Source organism: Stenotrophomonas sp. SMYL41 (assembly GCF_036319965.1).
Lineage (GTDB): Bacteria > Pseudomonadota > Gammaproteobacteria > Xanthomonadales > Xanthomonadaceae > Stenotrophomonas > Stenotrophomonas maltophilia_R.
Window position 1 is genome coordinate 162,142 of the sequence record NZ_JAWIRX010000006.1, and the last position, 15,550, is coordinate 177,691.

15 protein-coding genes and 1 tRNA gene are annotated in these 15,550 nt (G+C 68.3%); 7 read left to right on the forward strand and 9 right to left on the reverse strand.

All coding sequences use genetic code 11. The annotated features are described in order from the left end of the window. Positions 1–75: 75 nt before the first annotated feature. The 8 genes from V3B30_RS09545 to V3B30_RS09580 form a co-directional block, all read right to left on the reverse strand. Positions 76–152, reverse strand: a tRNA-Asn gene (locus V3B30_RS09545). 22 nt (positions 153–174) lie between these two features. Continuing rightward, positions 175–645, reverse strand: a complete 471-nt coding sequence (rlmH, locus tag V3B30_RS09550; protein ID WP_100473520.1) for a 23S rRNA (pseudouridine(1915)-N(3))-methyltransferase RlmH — start codon at positions 643–645, stop codon at positions 175–177. A 64-nt stretch (positions 646–709) separates the two neighbouring features. Then, on the reverse strand, positions 710–1,120 hold the full coding sequence (rsfS, locus tag V3B30_RS09555) for a ribosome silencing factor (protein WP_005418109.1): 411 nt from the start codon (positions 1,118–1,120) through the stop codon (positions 710–712). 58 nt (positions 1,121–1,178) lie between these two features. Further along, complete coding sequence (gene nadD, locus V3B30_RS09560; RefSeq protein ID WP_100473521.1) at positions 1,179–1,844, reverse strand: nicotinate-nucleotide adenylyltransferase; 666 nt, start codon at positions 1,842–1,844, stop codon at positions 1,179–1,181. Between the two features lie 3 nt (positions 1,845–1,847). Further along, the gene (holA, locus tag V3B30_RS09565) at positions 1,848–2,885 is read right to left on the reverse strand and encodes a DNA polymerase III subunit delta (RefSeq protein ID WP_262084408.1); all 1,038 of its coding nucleotides are present in this window, start codon (positions 2,883–2,885) and stop codon (positions 1,848–1,850) included. A gap of 12 nt (positions 2,886–2,897) precedes the next feature. Next, positions 2,898–3,482, reverse strand: a complete 585-nt coding sequence (lptE, locus tag V3B30_RS09570; protein ID WP_100473523.1) for an LPS assembly lipoprotein LptE — start codon at positions 3,480–3,482, stop codon at positions 2,898–2,900. 138 nt (positions 3,483–3,620) lie between these two features. Beyond that, positions 3,621–6,263: a leucine--tRNA ligase gene (gene leuS / locus V3B30_RS09575; protein WP_262084407.1), complete on the reverse strand. Its 2,643-nt coding sequence runs from the start codon at positions 6,261–6,263 to the stop codon at positions 3,621–3,623. Positions 6,264–6,368: 105 nt separating this feature from the next. Beyond that, positions 6,369–6,968: a DUF998 domain-containing protein gene (locus tag V3B30_RS09580; protein WP_262084406.1), complete on the reverse strand. Its 600-nt coding sequence runs from the start codon at positions 6,966–6,968 to the stop codon at positions 6,369–6,371. Between the two features lie 156 nt (positions 6,969–7,124). Between V3B30_RS09580 and V3B30_RS09585 the strand changes: the two genes are divergently transcribed. The 5 genes from V3B30_RS09585 to V3B30_RS09605 all read left to right on the forward strand — a co-directional run bounded on the left by V3B30_RS09585 (position 7,125) and on the right by V3B30_RS09605 (position 12,311). After that, entirely contained in the window at positions 7,125–7,379 is a 255-nt protein-coding gene (locus V3B30_RS09585) for a hypothetical protein (protein WP_100473525.1), read from the forward strand. 122 nt (positions 7,380–7,501) lie between these two features. Further along, complete coding sequence (trxA, locus tag V3B30_RS09590; RefSeq protein WP_100473526.1) at positions 7,502–8,359, forward strand: thioredoxin; 858 nt, start codon at positions 7,502–7,504, stop codon at positions 8,357–8,359. Positions 8,360–8,466: 107 nt separating this feature from the next. After that, complete coding sequence (locus V3B30_RS09595) at positions 8,467–10,167, forward strand: FecR domain-containing protein (protein WP_315973643.1); 1,701 nt, start codon at positions 8,467–8,469, stop codon at positions 10,165–10,167. Further along, on the forward strand, positions 10,164–11,789 hold the full coding sequence (locus V3B30_RS09600; protein ID WP_100473528.1) for a CHASE2 domain-containing protein: 1,626 nt from the start codon (positions 10,164–10,166) through the stop codon (positions 11,787–11,789). Before V3B30_RS09595 ends, V3B30_RS09600 begins: the two co-directional genes overlap by 4 nt. A 69-nt stretch (positions 11,790–11,858) precedes the next feature. Next, entirely contained in the window at positions 11,859–12,311 is a 453-nt protein-coding gene (locus V3B30_RS09605) for a DUF4442 domain-containing protein (RefSeq protein ID WP_262084404.1), read from the forward strand. Between the two features lie 298 nt (positions 12,312–12,609). On the opposite strand, the gene V3B30_RS09610 is transcribed toward V3B30_RS09605, so the two are convergent. Beyond that, positions 12,610–13,926, reverse strand: coding sequence for a hypothetical protein (locus V3B30_RS09610; RefSeq protein ID WP_262084403.1), 1,317 nt, complete (start codon positions 13,924–13,926; stop codon positions 12,610–12,612). 76 nt (positions 13,927–14,002) lie between these two features. Between V3B30_RS09610 and V3B30_RS09615 the strand changes: the two genes are divergently transcribed. Both V3B30_RS09615 and V3B30_RS09620 read left to right on the forward strand, forming a co-directional pair. Beyond that, positions 14,003–14,686, forward strand: coding sequence for a DUF502 domain-containing protein (locus V3B30_RS09615; RefSeq protein WP_100473531.1), 684 nt, complete (start codon positions 14,003–14,005; stop codon positions 14,684–14,686). After that, complete coding sequence (locus tag V3B30_RS09620) at positions 14,683–15,468, forward strand: queuosine precursor transporter (protein WP_100473532.1); 786 nt, start codon at positions 14,683–14,685, stop codon at positions 15,466–15,468. The genes V3B30_RS09615 and V3B30_RS09620 overlap by 4 nt, the downstream gene beginning before the upstream one ends. Positions 15,469–15,550: the final 82 nt, after the last annotated feature.

Genomic DNA, 15,550 nt, shown 5'->3' on the forward strand with positions numbered 1-15,550 from the left:
GAACCAGCCGAGCATGGGCTCGGCTCTACAACAAGGCAAAAAAAACCTGCATCTCGCGATGCAGGTTTCTCAAGGTGGCGCCCGAAGTTGGACTCGAACCAACGACCCCCTGATTAACAGTCAAGTGCTCTAACCGGCTGAGCTATTCGGGCAGACGACCAGTATAACCACTCTTCACGCGCGATGGTAGGGGTGATTGGCAATCATTGCGGCGGCCCGATACAACTGCTCGGCCACCACCAGGCGCACCAGCATGTGCGGCAGCGTCAGCGGTCCGATCGACCACGTCTCATCGGCCAGTGCGGACACGTCCGGCGAATGCCCTTCCGGGCCACCGATCAGGAACGCCAGGTCGCGGCCCTGCCCGCGCCAATGCTCCAGGCGCTGTGCAAGCTGTTCCGAACTCAGCTGTCGCCCCGGCACATCCAGTGCCACCACATAGGCGTTCTTCGGCAGCGCAGCGATGACCCGCTTGCCTTCATCTTCAGTGGCGCGGCGCGGATCACGCCCCTTGCCGCGCAGGCCGGGCTCGATTTCCACCAGCTCGAACGGCAGCCAGTGCGACAGCCGCTTCTGGTATTCGGCGAAGCCCTGCGCGACCCAGCTGGGCGCACGTTCACCGGTGGCGATCAGGCGAGCTTTCATCAGCGGTTCTCCAAAACGCCGACGGCGCCATCGGCGCCGTCGAAGGGATGCATCAACGTGCGGCTCAGGCCACTTCGTCGTCGCTGGACGGCGGCTGGTCGCCGACGGTCCACAGGCGCTCCAGGGCGTAGAACTCACGCACGCGCGGCAGCATCACGTGGACGATCACGTCGCCCAGATCGACCAGCACCCACTCGGCTTCGCGCTCGCCTTCAACACCCAGCGGCATCACGTCGATGTTCTTGGCGAAGCGCACGACTTCATCGGCGATCGACTTGACGTGGCGGGTCGAGGTGCCCGAAACGACGATCATGTAGTCGGCAACGCTGGACCGGCCGCGTACGTCGATCTCGACCAGGTCCTTGGCCTTCAGGTCTTCGGTGGCTTGGCGGACGCTGGCCAGCAGTTCCGGCACGGACGGCGGCGGGCTGGGCAGATCGACCTTGATGGTCTGGGGCTGGGTCTGGTTGCTCAAAGTGGATCGACTCGATAAACGTGGGGGCGATTATACGGGGATGGCGCGGCCGCGGCATTCACGCTGTGGCCGGGCGGTACAGCCCGTGTGCAGCGACATAGTCGGCCACGGCCGGTGGCAGCAGGGCGCGCCAGGGGCCACCGGCGGCGATCTGCGAGCGCACGGCGCTTGCCGACTCCTCACGCAGCGGGTGGTGCAGGCGCAGGATGCGCCCGGCCGGGCTGGCGAACAGGGCCTGTTCGTTGTCGGCCCAGCGCCCTTGCAGGGCACGCCCCAGCTCGCCATTGATCGACGCCTGCAACGGGCTGCCCGGCCGTTCGGCCACCACGAAGTGGGCCAGCCCGAACAGGGCCTCCCATTCGTGCCAGCCGGACAGGCCCAGCAGGCTGTCGGCGCCAACCAGCCAGGCCAGCGGCCGGCTCGGGCCCAGCTCGCCACGCAGCTCGCGCAGGGTATCGACGGTGTAGGAAGGACGACCGGGAAAGCGTGCGGCACGGTCCAGCTCACGGCGGTCCAGCAGCAGGCCCGGCTCGTCGCCGATGGCCAGCGACAACATGCTGCAGCGCTGCTCAGCGGTGGCGCCGGGCACCTCACGGTGCGGCGGATCGGCCGCCGGCAGCATGCGCACAGCGACCTGCAGTTCGTCCCGGGCGGCCCGCGCGATTGCCAGATGCCCCAGGTGCACCGGATCGAAGGTGCCCCCGTAATAGATCCGCAGGCTCATCGCTCAAACCCGCGCCAGCAGGCGCACGGCACGCGGTTCGGCCACGGCCACCAGCAGGCGCTCCAGCGCCAGCCAGGCATCGCCGTCGGCCCGTCCCTTGGCGATGCGGTCGACCAGACCGGCTTCGGCCACGAAGCGTTCCCAGCGCTTGCTTTCCGGGTGGCGCTGCAGCGCGCGCTTGTAGGGCGCCTGCCGCGATTCCCAGATGCCACGCGATTTCATTTCAGCGGCCAGGTTGCCGCCACGGGCCTGCACGCGGGCCAGGGCCGCACCGGCCAGCAGTTCACGGATCACGATCGGCATCAGTGCGGCCACCGCCTCGCCTTCGCCGCGCAGGCCAGCCAGCATGCGCAGCACGGCCGGCGGCTGGCCGGAGAACGTGGCCTCCACCAGCCGGAACACGTCGTAGCGGGCGGCGTCAGCCACCAGCGATTCCATCCGCTCCACATCCAGCGGCTGGCCATCGGCCAACAGCGCCAGCTTGTCGATTTCCTGGGCAGCGGCCAGCAGGTTGCCCTCCACCCGCTCGGCCAGGCGCTGCACGGCGGCCGGGTCGGCACGCAGGCCCTTGCCGCGCAGGCGCCGCTCGATCCAGTCCGGCAGTTCGTGCGGCTTGATCGCCCAGGCCACCGACAGCACGCCGATGCGGCTGACCGCATCGGCCCACTTGCCCTGATGGGCCTTGCTCCATTCATTGGCGGTGATCATCAGCACCACGTCCGGCGCCGGATTGGCGCAGAACTGGCTGATCACCTCGGCGCCGTCCTTGCCCGGCTTGCCGCTGGGCAGGCGCACCTCGACCAGGCGGCGGGCGCTGAACAGGCTGGGCGCATTGAAGCTGGCGTCGAGCTGGTTCCAGTCGAAATCACGCCCATCGGCGTCGAAAACTTCGCGTTCGCCGATACCCGAGGCCCGCGCGCGCGCGCGGATGGCATCTGCCGCCTCCAGCACGCGCAGGGTTTCCGGGCCTGCGATCAGGTAGACCGGCGCCAACGCGGTGTCAGCGCCCTGGCTGGCCAGCTGCTCCGGACGCAGTTCCATCGCCGCTGCCGCTCAGTGCTTGACGTCGGCGGCCGGTTCGGCCGGCACCGCACCCTCGATCGGCTTGGCCTTCGGCGCGGACAGGCTGCCACCCTTCTCGAGCTCGGCGCGGACCACGCTGTCGATGCGGCGGATGATCGAGGCGGACATTTCCCGGCGCAGCTCCGTGGCCAGGATTTCGCGTTCGGTGGTGGTACCGGTGGCGTCGGTCGGCGGCGACACGTAGTCGCGCGACAGTTCGATCACCTGCTGCGGGACCAGTTCGCTGCCATCCTCGCGGCGGAAGATGAAGATCACCGCGTAGCGCAGGCTGTATTCCTGTGCGCGGCCCTGCGAGTCGATGGCGATCGGCAGGTCACCCCAGCGCTCGGACAGCACCTGCAGCTGGGTACTGGGCCCCTTGCTGTCCTCATCGGCCAGCTTGGCACCGGAGGCCAGCAGGCTGCGGTTGAGCAGCTTGACCAGTTCACTGTACGGGGCGGTGGAGACCACCTTCACCGGGGCGGTGTCGGTCGGCAGCATCAGCTTGTTGCGCAGATGGAAGCCGCAGCCGGCGAGGCCGAGGACAAGAACGAGGGCAAGCAGGATTCGGGTCATGGAGACAGTCTGGCGGAGCCGGGCGATCACGGCAACACACAGCGTGCCCGACGCCGCGTGAATGCAGGGCCATCAGGCACCCGGCCCTGCTTCTGGAAACGCACCGGCCACCGCGCGGGTGACCGGTACGGGGGGACATCAGGCAGCGACGATGTTCACGATCTTGCCCGGCACGATGATGATCTTGCGCACCGTCAGGCCTTCCATGAACTTGGCCGCGTTGGGTTCGGCCAGTGCCAGCGCCTCGACCTGCTCGCGCGCGGCATCGGCCGCCACCTCGATGGTGCCGCGCAGCTTGCCGTTGACCTGCACCGCCAGGGTCAGCGCATCGCGCACCAGCGCGCTGCTGTCGGCCTGCGGGAACGGCTGGTCTTCGAGCAGCGTCTCGCCGTGGCCCAGCACCTGCCACAGGGCATGGCTGGCGTGCGGGGTGATCGGGTTGAGCAGCAGCACGATGGCCTGCAGCGCTTCCTGGCGCACCGCACGGCCCTGCTCGCTGCCGTCCTCGAACTTGGCCAGCGCGTTCATCAGCTCCATCACCGCAGCGATCGCGGTATTGAAGCTGTGGCGGCGGCCATAGTCGTCACCGACCTTGCCGATGGTCTCATGGGTCTTGCGGCGCAGCGCCTTCTGGTTGGCATCCAGCACGGCGGCATCCAGTGCCGGGGCGGCACCGTCGGCGGCATGCTTCTGCACCTGTGCCCACAGGCGGCGCAGGAAGCGGGCCATGCCGTCCACGCCGGCTTCGTTCCACTCCAGCGACTGTTCCGGCGGCGCGGCGAACATCGAGAACAGGCGCACGGTATCAGCGCCGTACTTGTCGACCATCGCCTGCGGGTCCACGCCGTTGTTCTTCGACTTGGACATCTTCTCGGTGCCGCCGACCACCACCGGCTGGCCGTCGGCGATCAGGGTCGCGCCGGTGATGCGGCCGCGCTCGTCGCGCTGCACTTCCACATCGGCCGGGTTGATCCAGTCCTTCGAGCCATCCGGGTTAGGGCGGTAATAGGTTTCGGCGATCACCATGCCCTGGCACAGCAGGTTGCGCGCCGGTTCGTTGCTGTCCACCATCCGCGCGTCGCGCAGCAGCTTGTGGTAGAAACGGAAATACATCAGGTGCAGGATCGCGTGCTCGATGCCACCGATGTACTGGTCCACCGGCAGCCAGTAGTTGCCGCGCTTGTCGACCGCATCACGGGCACCCGGGGAGGTGTAGCGGGCGTAGTACCAGCTCGACTCCATGAAGGTATCGAAGGTGTCGGTCTCGCGCTCGGCCGCACCGCCACATTCCGGGCAGGTGGTCTTGCGCCATTCCGGGTCGGTCTTGATCGGCGAACCGGTACCCGAGAACGCCACGTCCTCCGGCAGCACCACCGGCAGCTGTTCTTCCGGCACCGGCACCGCACCGCACTTGGCGCAGTAGATCACCGGAATCGGGCAGCCCCAGTAACGCTGGCGGCTGACGCCCCAATCGCGCAGGCGGTAGTTGACGCGGCGCTGGCCCTGGGCCTTGCGCTCGAATCGTTCAGCCAGGGCTTCGAAGGCGCCCTGGAAGTCCAGGCCGTCGAACTCGGCCGAGTTGACCAGCTCGAAGGCACGGCTCTTGTCGCTGTACCAGTCCTGCCAGCGGCTGCCGTCCCAGTTGCGCTCTTCTTCGGTGCGCGCATCCTTCAGCGCGATCACCTGCCTGATCGGCAGGCCGTACTTGTTGGCCACTTCGTTGTCGCGCTGGTCATGGCCCGGCACGGCCATTACCGCACCGGTGCCGTAGCCCATCAGCACGAAGTTGGCGACCCACACCGGTACCGGCTCGCCGGTGACCGGATGCAGCGCGCGCAGGCCGGTGTCCATGCCGCGCTTTTCCTGGGTTTCCAGTTCCGCCTCGGACACGCCGCCCTGCTTCAGGTCGGCCAGCATTGCGGCCAGTTCCGGGTTGTTCTTCGCCGCATGCAGCGCCAGCGGGTGCTCGGCGGCGATCGACACGAAGGTCACGCCCATCACCGTGTCCGGGCGGGTGGTGAACACGCGCAGCGGGTCCAGCGCACTGCCGTCGACATCGCGCACGTCGAACTGGATTTCCAGGCCTTCGGAACGGCCGATCCAGTTGCGCTGCATGGTCTTGACCGAATCCGGCCAGCCGTCCAGCTCGTCCAGGCCATCCAGCAGTTCCTGCGCGTAATCGGTGATGCGCAGGAACCACTGCGGGATCTCGCGCTTCTCGACCAGGGCGCCGGAGCGCCAGCCGCGGCCGTCGATGACCTGCTCGTTGGCCAGCACGGTCTGGTCGACCGGGTCCCAGTTCACCACGGCGTTGCGGCGGTAGGCCAGGCCCTTGCGCATCAGGCGGGTGAACATGCGCTGCTCGTGGACGTAATAGTCCGGACGGCAGGTGGCGAACTCGCGCGACCAGTCAACGGCATAGCCCATGGCCTTGAACTGGCTGCGCATGTGCTCGATGTTCTTGTAGGTCCAGGCCGCCGGCGCGGTCTTGTTCTTGATCGCGGCGTTTTCCGCCGGCAGGCCGAACGCGTCCCAGCCCATCGGCTGCAACACGTTGTGGCCGGTCATGCGCTTGTAGCGGCTGATCACGTCGCCGATCGTGTAGTTGCGTACGTGGCCCATGTGCAGCGCACCGGACGGGTACGGGAGCATCGACAGGCAGTAGTACTTCGGCTTGTCCGAGGTCTCGTCGACTTCGAAGGCACGGGTGGCGTCCCAGTACTGCTGGGCGGCGGATTCAACCTGCTGCGGGTCGTAGGCGTTGGTTTCAGCGCTGGTCATGGAACACGCGGATGCGGCGGCAAAGCGGTACAGCGTACCGCAGTGCGGCAAACGTCTCCAATCCTGCCTGCGGCGCGCCGGCGCCCCGGCACCACGGAATGCGTCTCAGCGCGGGCGCGACAGCGGCAATGCCACCGCCAGCCAGACCAGCCAGCAGGCGAACGCGAGGCGTTGTGCCATCGGCGCCGGCAGCGTGCCCTGCAAGGCAAACGCCGCCAGCGCGGCCAGCGCACCGCAGGCCAGGGCCAATGCGCCGAAGGCACGGCCAAGCGCCTGGCGCAGATGGGACACGCCCAGCAGCACGGTGCCGGCGACGAAACCCAGCACCCAGATCATCCAGGCACTGGCGTGCAGCTGACTGGCCGGCCCGTGCAGGTCGTCCACGTCCAAGGGCAGCAGCCCCATCGCGGCAAAGGCCAGCCCGGCCAGCAGCAGCATCTGGCTGCCGACCCGTGGCGCCCAGCCGGCGGTGGCCGGCAGACTGCGACGCAGGCGTTCAGCCACCGCCGCCGCCAGTAGGCCGGGCAGCACGAAACCCAGCAGATTGAAGGCCAGCGCATGCGGTACGCCCTGCGCGCCCAGCAGCGCCACCGGGTGGCGGGCCTGCGCGTAGCCGTCCAGGCCGGCACCGAAGCCGGCCACGGCCAGGACGAATACAACTGCAGCAAGCAGCCCCAACCAACGATCAAGCCGGACCACGGACATTGCGCGCAATCACCCGGAAAGGAATGGACCCCGGCATTGTCGCGGCAGCGACGCGATGCGCCAAGCGCCGCGCATTTTCAGAGAAATTCGATGTCCGTGGTTCTCTCCTCCCACGATGCTCCCTGCATGGCAATCCCGCCATGCAGGGAGTTCCCCGTGATCCAACGCATCCTCATCGCCGCCGCACTCAGCCTGGGCCTGGCCACCACCGCCCACGGCGCTGATTTCAACTGCTACGCCAAGGTCGGCCCCGCCAGTGCCGCGCAGAACAGCAGCACCCTGATGGGCAGCGTCAGCGCTGCCGGCCTGCAGGCCGCCGAGGCCGAGTACTTCCGACGCACCTCGACCACCAAGCCGGTCAGCTCCGGCAAGTGGGTGATCCACGAGCTGTACTGCGTGCCGCGCTCCTGAGGATGTCACGGCGGGCCTGCAGGCCCGCCCCCTCCCGGGCGCACGCGTGTGATGGCAGGGTTGAGACCGACATCGATCGTCACCATAGAATCGGTCTCCAGATGCCAAGCGATGCCACCCCCATGACCGAGACGACCTACGTATTCGACGCCACCACTGCGACCTTCGAGGCCGAAGTCCTGCAGAAGTCGCTGCAGACGCCGGTGCTGGTCGACTTCTGGGCCACCTGGTGCGGGCCATGCAAGACCCTGGGCCCGATGCTGGAAAAGCTGGCTGCCGAGTACAACGGTGCCTTCGAGCTGGCCAAGGTCGATGTCGACAAGGAACAGCAGATCGCTGCGGCCTTCCAGATCCGCTCGGTGCCGACCGTGTTCCTGGTCAAGGGTGGCCAACTGGTGGACGGCTTCCCCGGCGCCATTCCGGAAGGCCAGCTGCGTGAGTTCCTGGCCCAGCACGGCATCGCGCCGGCCGATGTCGGCGACGCCGCCGCCGAGGATGACGCCCCGCTGGACCCGCAGGCGCAGGTGGACGTACTGCGCGCGCAGATCGCCGCCGAACCCGACAAGGACGAGCTGAAGCTCGACCTGGCCCTGGCCCTGCTGCAGATCGGCGGCGTGGACGAGGCCGGCACCCTGATCGACGGCCTGCCGGCCAATCTGGCCACCGACGACCGTGCCGTGCGCGCCCGCGCCCGCCTGGCCTTCGCCGCCGCGCTGAAGGATGCCCCGGCGGCCGAGGTGCTGGAGGCACGCATCGCCGCTGATGGCAGGGATCTCAAGGCCCGCCACCTGCGCGGCGTGCAACTGCTGCTCGGCGGCCATGACGAGGCCGCGCTGGCCCAGTTCCTGGAAATGCTGCGGATCGACCGCGGATTCGAGGAAGGCCTGCCGCGCAAAGCCTTGATTGACGCCTTCAATGTGATCTCCGACGAGGACCTGGTGGGCCAGTACCGCCGCAGGATGGCCTCGCTGCTGTTCTGAACGGGATCCCGCTCCGTTCAGAATCCCTGCACTGAACGCGGGCAATAATGCGCGCGCTGGCGGCCATGCGGTCGCCACGATCCGTTCGGGGGGATGAGGTCGGGGCCATGGGGTCTTGCAGCTGCACCCCCGCATTGCCGGGATTGCAAACTGTGACCGTCGTCCGCTCTTTGTCGTTCGCCATGCGTTTAACGAGCGCCCTGCTCTGCGCCCTCTTCCTGCTGCCCGCCATCGCCGGCGCCCAGGACTGGAACTACCGGGTCCGGCCCGGCGACACCCTGTGGGACCTGGGTGGGCTGTACCTGAAACCCTCGGTACGCTGGCAGCAGCTGCAGCAGCACAACCGCATCGACAACCCCTACCAGTTGCCGCCAGGCCAGCTGCTGCGCTTTCCGATCAGCTGGCTGCGCACCGAGCCGGCGCCGGCACGGGTGCTGTCCGTGCGCGGCAAGGTCGAGCTGTCCGGTGCCGATGGCACCGCGACCCGTGCGCTCCAGGCCGGCGAGCAGCTGCATATCGGCGACACCGTGGAAACCGAGGGCGATTCCAGCATCACCCTGGAATTCGCCGATGCCTCGCGCCTGCAGCTGCGCGAACACTCACGCCTGCGCCTGGACCAGCTGAGCCGCTATGGCCACACCGGCATGGTCGATACCCGCCTGCGCCTGCAGCAGGGACGGGCCAGCAACCGTGTGACCCCGGCGCGCGGCCCGGCCTCGCGTTACATCATCGATGCGCCCACCGCGACCAGCAGCGTGCGCGGCACGGTGTTCCGGGTCAGCGCCGGAGATGCCGGACACGTCGGCGCCACTGAGGTCCTGCAGGGCAAGGTGCAGGTCGGCAATCACCATGGCCAGCGCCTGGTCCGGCCAGGCCAGGCCACCCGCAGCAGCAGCGTGGATGCTGCCCCTACCACAGTCTCGGCACTGCTGCCGGCGCCGGTGCTGCGCAATGACGAGCTGCGCCTGGCGCCACTGCCAACCGTGCTGGCCTGGGACCCGGTCAATGGCGCCGACCACTACCGGGTGGAAGTGGTGCAGGCGGCAACGCCGGAGATCCTGCTGTTCGCCGCCACCACCGCCGACACCCGGCTGGCGATCGGCAACCTGCCGCCCGGCCAGCTGCGCATCCTGCTGCGCGCGGTCGACATCCAAGGCGTCGAAGGCCTGGATGCCAGCGCCGATTTCGAGCTCAGTGACCAGCCTCCGCCGCCGCTGACCGTATCGCCGCTGCATGGGCAGACGATCAACAGCGACCGCCCGCGTTTCCGCTGGAGCCAGGCCCCCGGTGCGCGCAGCAGCGTGCTGCAGATCGCCGCCGAACCCAGCTTCCGGCAGCCGCTGCAGGAGCAGACCACCCAGGCGACCGACCTGCGCCTGGCGCAACCGCTGCCGCCCGGCCAGTACTACTGGCGCGTTGCCTCGCGCGATGGCGAAGGCCACCAGGGCCGTTATGGCCAGGCCCTCCCGCTGCAGCTGAGCAATGAGCCGGTGGACCCGGCGCTGCAGCCCCCCGAGGCCGCGCATGGCGAGCTCACCCTGCGCTGGCAGGCCGGCAGCGAAGGCCAGCGCTACCGGGTTCAGGTGGATCGTCGAGGCGACTTCAAGGCCCCGCTGGTCGATGAAACCGTGGCCCAGCCGCAGGTGAGCTTCAAGCGCCCATGGAGCGGCACCCTGCACGTACGCGTGCAGTACATCGACGATGACGGCCACGCCGGCGAGTTCTCTCCTGCCCAACAGATCCCATTGCCATGCCGCCTGTGCTACGGCGCCGGTGGCGGGGCCCTGCTGCTCTGGTTGTTGTTGTGAGGCGCTCGCCTTTGCCATGGTCGAAGCGGATCCTGCTGGCCCTGCTGGCCGGCGTGCTGACCATCGTGGCCAGCCAGGGCCAATGGCTGTGGCGACAGGACGAGGCGGCCTATGACGCGCTGGTCGGCAACTGGGACTACCGCCCGGACCCGAGCGTGCTGATCGTGGCCATCGACGAAGGCAGCCTGCAGCGTATCGGCCAGTGGCCCTGGCCGCGCTCGGTGCACGCTCGCCTGCTGGACCGCCTGACCGATGCTGGCGCCGAACGCGTCGCGCTGGACCTGATGCTGTCCGAACCCGACCGTCGCGACAGCCGCCAGGATGACGCGCTTGCGGCCGCCATCCGGCGCAATGGCCGGGTGGTGCTGCCGGTGCTGGCCGCGCCTGCAGCCGGCGACCGCATGGCCGAGGAAATGCTGCCGATCCCGCAGATCGCCGCCAGTGCCGCCGCGATCGGCCACACCGATGTCGAGGTGGATGGTGACGGCGTCGCCCGCGGCGTCTATCTGCATGCCGGTATCGGCCAGCCGCATTGGCCGGCGCTCGGCCTGGCCCTGGCCGACCTGCCTGCGGGTGCGGTACGCGGCCTGCCCGATCCCGACCCGGAACTGGGCTCGCCCTATCAATGGCGTCGCGACGATTACGTTCGCGTGCGCTACGCCGGCCCGCCCGAGAGGCTGCCGCAGGTGTCCTATGCCGACGTGCTCGATGGCCACGTGGACATGGCGATGCTGCATGGCCGTCGCATCGTGGTCGGCATGACAGCCAGCGGCATTGCGCCTCGCCTGCTGACCCCGACTACCCGCGAATTCTGGATGAGTGGCAGCGAATACCAGGCCAACATCACCTCGATGCTGCTGCAGGACAAGCAGATCGATGTGCTGCCTCACGCGTGGCAGCACGCCATCAGCGGCGTGCTGGTGGCGCTGTGCGTGATCCTGCTCGGCCTGCGCCTGCCCTGGCTCGCCGCGTTGTGCTCGTTGCCGATGCCACCGCTGCTGAGCTGGCTGCTGCTGCGCACGGCAGACCTGTGGTGGGCACCGGCCAGCGCGATGCTGGGCGTGGCGCTGGCACTGCTGGTCTGGGCGGTGTGGCGGATCTCGGCCTGGCATCGCCAGGCCAACCGCGATGCCCTGACCGGCCTCGGCAACCGCCTGCGTTTCGAGCAGTCACTGCAACAGGAATGCGATGCCGCGCGGCGCAGTGGCAAGCCATTGAGCCTGGCGCTGATCGACGTTGACCATTTCAAGCGCCACAACGATCGTCACGGGCATCAGGTCGGCGACCGCGTGCTGCGCGATGTCGCCCGCCTGATCGGCGCGCATGCCCGCCGCCCGCGCGACATGGCGGCACGCTACGGTGGCGACGAATTCGCACTGGTGCTGCCGGATACGCCGGCCGAGGGCGCGCGCCGGGTGATCGAGGACCTGATCGCCTGCGTGCGAGCACTGCCGGCGCCGGGCGATGGCAGCGAGGACGCTGTCACCCTCACCATCGGTGTATTCACCCGCGTGCCCGACGGTGACCTGCAACCACACCATTTCGTGGAAGGCGCCGACACCGCCCTGTACCAGGCCAAGGCCAACGGCCGCGATGGATACGTGATCGACGGCGGGACGTGACCCACCCCGGGTACAACATACGCATACGAATGGTTAGACTGGGCACCTCGCCTCGCGCCCCTGACCCGCATGAACGCCCGCCTGTTCCGTTTCGGCATCAACCTCTGGCCGCCGTTCCTGTTCACCGGCATCCACGTCACCCGGATCACGCCCGATTACCGGCAGATCGACGTGGAGCTTCGGCTGCGGCCCTGGAACCGCAATTACGTGGGTACGCATTTCGGCGGCAGCCTGTTCGCGATGACCGATCCGTTCTGGATGCTTGGCCTGCTGCACATCCTCGGCCGTGACTACTATGTGTGGGACCGCGCCGGTGCGATCGATTTCCTCAAGCCTGGGCGGGGCACGGTGCGCACCTCGTTCCGCATCGACGATGCATTGCTGGATGAACTGCGTGCCGAAGCGGCTGGCGGCGAAAAGGTGCTGCGCTGGTTCAGCAACGATGTCGTCGACGAAAGCGGCGACGTGGTCGCCCAGGTACGCAAGCAGGTCTACCTGCGATTGAAGCCGCACGCACGCTGAGCCAGCACGCGGGCGCTATCCTCCCTCCTGCCATGGAGGCTGCGATGCGCCCGAATCCGCTTGCCCCACTGCTGGGCACTCTGCCCTCCGAGCCCACGCACGCCCGTCCGGGCATGCGCTGGCAGTGCAGGACCAGCGGCTGATACCGCGCCGGGACAATCCGGTAATGAGCGGCCCGCTCGAAGATGGCGGCGTCAGCATCCAACGCAGCCCCCTGGAAATACGCTGTTTTCATTCGCCAGCGCGGGACGCTGGTCAATGGGCGCGACCGCCTTCACCTTCCGCTGGCAGCCGCTGCTCAGTCGCGCGCAGCGCTAGCCGGGGCGTCCTCCATCACCAGCGGCACCGACAGCCATGGGCTCTCTTCGCTGCTACGCGACGGTGACCGCCGCGGCACCTGCAGGCGGCGGCCATCGGCCGACAACTGCGGTGCCCGCACCGGGGAGCGGAATTGCGCAGGCAGGCGCGGCAGCGCCGCCACCGGGTCCTCCGCCTGCTGCCGCAGCCAGCGCTGCGCGCCGATCAGCCGTACCATCGCGGCGGCATCCTGGGTCCGTGACGAATAGGCGGGATAGACCGGGCCGGCGATATCGGTCAGCACGCATCCCATGATGTTCGACAGGCAGCCGAAGTCATGCGGCGGCGGCGCTGGCACCGGCAGCGGGCGATCCGCTTCCAGCGCCACCATGGCCGCCGCGCCGCAGGCCCAACCCAGATTGCCCGCCGCGCGTGCCAGGGTGCTGCGGCGATCCAGCACCAGCACACCGCCGAATTCCTGCGCCGAGGTTTCGATCGCGACCCGGCTCATCGCGTACTCACCCTGCATCGCCCGGCACAGGCTCTGTTCGGCAGCCAACATCGGCTGCATCGCTTGCTCGCATTCCGCTGGCAACGAATGGTCGGCCGGCAGTTCAACCAGCATGTCGGCCAGCAGCTGGGCGTTGGCCTGCACCAGGCTGGCACCGATGATGCTCTCCACCAGGTAGCTGCCGCCCGTCACCAGCCTGCGGCCCAGCTGCAGCCCCCGGCAACTGCCACGCAGCGCACCGTCGACATCGCCCTGCACATAGGCCAGCGCGCGTGCGCTGGTGGCATCGAGCAACAGGCCGTACGTTGGCATCGGCACCAGGATGCCATCGCCCGTGGGCCGGAACGGCGACACGAAGTGGTCCGCATCGGCCAGCTGGTCCAGTCGCGCATGCAGCTGCTGGTGGCCAGCATGGGCATCGATGAAGCGCTGCGGATCGGCGCGCACCTGGCCCAGGCAGTCGCTGGCGGTCGGTCCGCAACTGGCCGCCGGCCGTGATCGCAGCTCGTCGTGGTCCTCCGCCAGCTGCGGGCCGGCGCCGCCACTGCCGCGCGGGTCCGCCTCCCAACGCTGCACATCGCGGGCCAACGCCTGTTCGCGCTGGCGCGCATCGAGATCGTCGAACGCGAGTGTCCACAGCAGCGCAAAGCCGTTGTGGCCGTGGGCAGGCAGGCGGGCCTGCAAGCGCTGCTGGGCCTGCAGCCACGCGTCCGGCACCGGCCACATGCGCGAGGCGCACCACACCACCATGGCCAGCAGCAACAGGCCTGCCAGGGTCCAGCCCAGTCCGCGCAGAATCTTCAACACAGCTTCCCTTCCATGTGCCGTTACCGCAGTCAATTCCCCAGCGTAATCGACCGGCCGCGACCGCTACAATGCGCCCATGTCGCTTGAAGCCCCCGCCCTGGTCCCCCGCCCCTCCCTGCAGCGCCTGTTCCTGACCGGCCTGCTCACCCTGCTGCCGATCTGGCTGACCTGGGTCGTGGTCAAGTTCGTGTTCGTGCTGCTGTCGGGCATTTCCAGCCCGTTGGTGGTGCCGCTCTCCGAGCAGATCGCGACCAGCTTCCCGCATTACCTCGGCTGGGTCCGTGCCGAGTGGATCCAGAACACCATCGCCCTGCTGGCCACCCTGCTGGTGATCCTGGCGGTAGGCGTCGCCAGCCGCCGCGTGCTGGGCCAGCGCCTGCTGCGCTGGGTCGGCGCGGTCATCAAGCGCATTCCGCTGGCCAGCATCATCTACGACAGCGCCAAGAAACTGCTGGACATGCTGCAGACCGAGCCGGGCAGCACCCAGCGCGTGGTGCTGATCGACTTTCCGCACCGCGACATGAAGTCGGTCGGGCTGGTCACCCGCGTGATCAAGGAACACGGCACCGACCGTGAACTGGCCGCCGTATACGTGCCGACCACACCGAACCCGACGTCGGGCTACCTGGAAATCGTGCCGGTCGAGCTGCTGACCCCGACCGACTGGACCGTCGACCAGGCCATGAGCTTCATCATTTCCGGCGGCGCCGTGGCACCCGCCAGCGTACCGTTCACCCGCGCCGGCGACCGCGCCGAATGACTGCGGCGCCGATCGAGCGCCCGTTGCAGGACCGCGCGGTCCTGCTGTTCATCGTGCTGGCCGCGTTCTTCTGCGGCAATGCGGTACTGGCCGAACTGATCGGGGTGAAGATCTTCGCCCTGGAAGACACCCTCGGCATCGATCCGCTGAACTGGAACCTGTTCGGCCAGACCGGTTCGCTCAGCTTCACCGCCGGCACCCTGCTGTGGCCGGTGGTGTTCATCATGACCGACACCATCAACGAGTTCTTCGGCAAGCGTGGCGTGCGCTTCATCTCGTGGCTGGCCGTGGTGCTGATCGGTTATGGCTTCCTGTTCGCCTTCGCCGCCATTTCGCTGGCGCCGGCCAGCTGGTGGGTCACCTCGATGAACGGTCACGGCGTGCCCGACTACCAGGCCGCATTCGCAGCGGTGTTCGGCCAGGGCATGTGGACCATCGCCGGTTCGCTGGTGGCCTTCCTGCTCGGCCAGCTGATCGACGTAGCGGTGTTCCATCGCATCCGCCAGGCCACCGGCGAACGCCACGTGTGGCTGCGCGCGACCGGCTCTACCGCGGTCTCGCAGGTGGTGGACAGTTTCGTGGTGATCTGGATCGCCTTCGTGCTCGGCCCGCAGCACTGGCCGACCTCGCTGTTCCTGGCCGTCAGCAGCGTGAACTACATCTACAAGATGGGTTTTGCGATCGCATTGATTCCGCTGCTGTACCTGATGCGACGTGCGATCACCCGCTATCTCGGCGCAGACAGGGCCGCCGCGTTGCGCGCCGCCGCCGCGGCTGACTGAAGCCCCAGCGACGGCAAGCTGACTGCGCCTTCACGCTGGCCGTAGGCGGCCGGATCGTGCAAGCTCCACGGTCTGTGTTCCA

What these genes read in the sequence shown, in the direction of transcription:
- V3B30_RS09605 (WP_262084404.1), top strand. Translation starts at nt 11,859, where the DNA reads ATGAACGCCCGCCTGTTCCGTTTCGGCATCAACCTCTGGCCGCCGTTC.
- V3B30_RS09615 (WP_100473531.1), top strand. Translation starts at nt 14,003, where the DNA reads ATGTCGCTTGAAGCCCCCGCCCTGGTCCCCCGCCCCTCCCTGCAGCGC.
- trxA (WP_100473526.1), top strand. Translation starts at nt 7,502, where the DNA reads ATGACCGAGACGACCTACGTATTCGACGCCACCACTGCGACCTTCGAG.
- lptE (WP_100473523.1), bottom strand. Translation starts at nt 3,482, where the DNA reads ATGACCCGAATCCTGCTTGCCCTCGTTCTTGTCCTCGGCCTCGCCGGC.
- holA (WP_262084408.1), bottom strand. Translation starts at nt 2,885, where the DNA reads ATGGAACTGCGTCCGGAGCAGCTGGCCAGCCAGGGCGCTGACACCGCG.
- V3B30_RS09580 (WP_262084406.1), bottom strand. Translation starts at nt 6,968, where the DNA reads ATGTCCGTGGTCCGGCTTGATCGTTGGTTGGGGCTGCTTGCTGCAGTT.
- V3B30_RS09595 (WP_315973643.1), top strand. Translation starts at nt 8,467, where the DNA reads ATGGGGTCTTGCAGCTGCACCCCCGCATTGCCGGGATTGCAAACTGTG.
- nadD (WP_100473521.1), bottom strand. Translation starts at nt 1,844, where the DNA reads ATGAGCCTGCGGATCTATTACGGGGGCACCTTCGATCCGGTGCACCTG.
- V3B30_RS09620 (WP_100473532.1), top strand. Translation starts at nt 14,683, where the DNA reads ATGACTGCGGCGCCGATCGAGCGCCCGTTGCAGGACCGCGCGGTCCTG.
- leuS (WP_262084407.1), bottom strand. Translation starts at nt 6,263, where the DNA reads ATGACCAGCGCTGAAACCAACGCCTACGACCCGCAGCAGGTTGAATCC.
- rlmH (WP_100473520.1), bottom strand. Translation starts at nt 645, where the DNA reads ATGAAAGCTCGCCTGATCGCCACCGGTGAACGTGCGCCCAGCTGGGTC.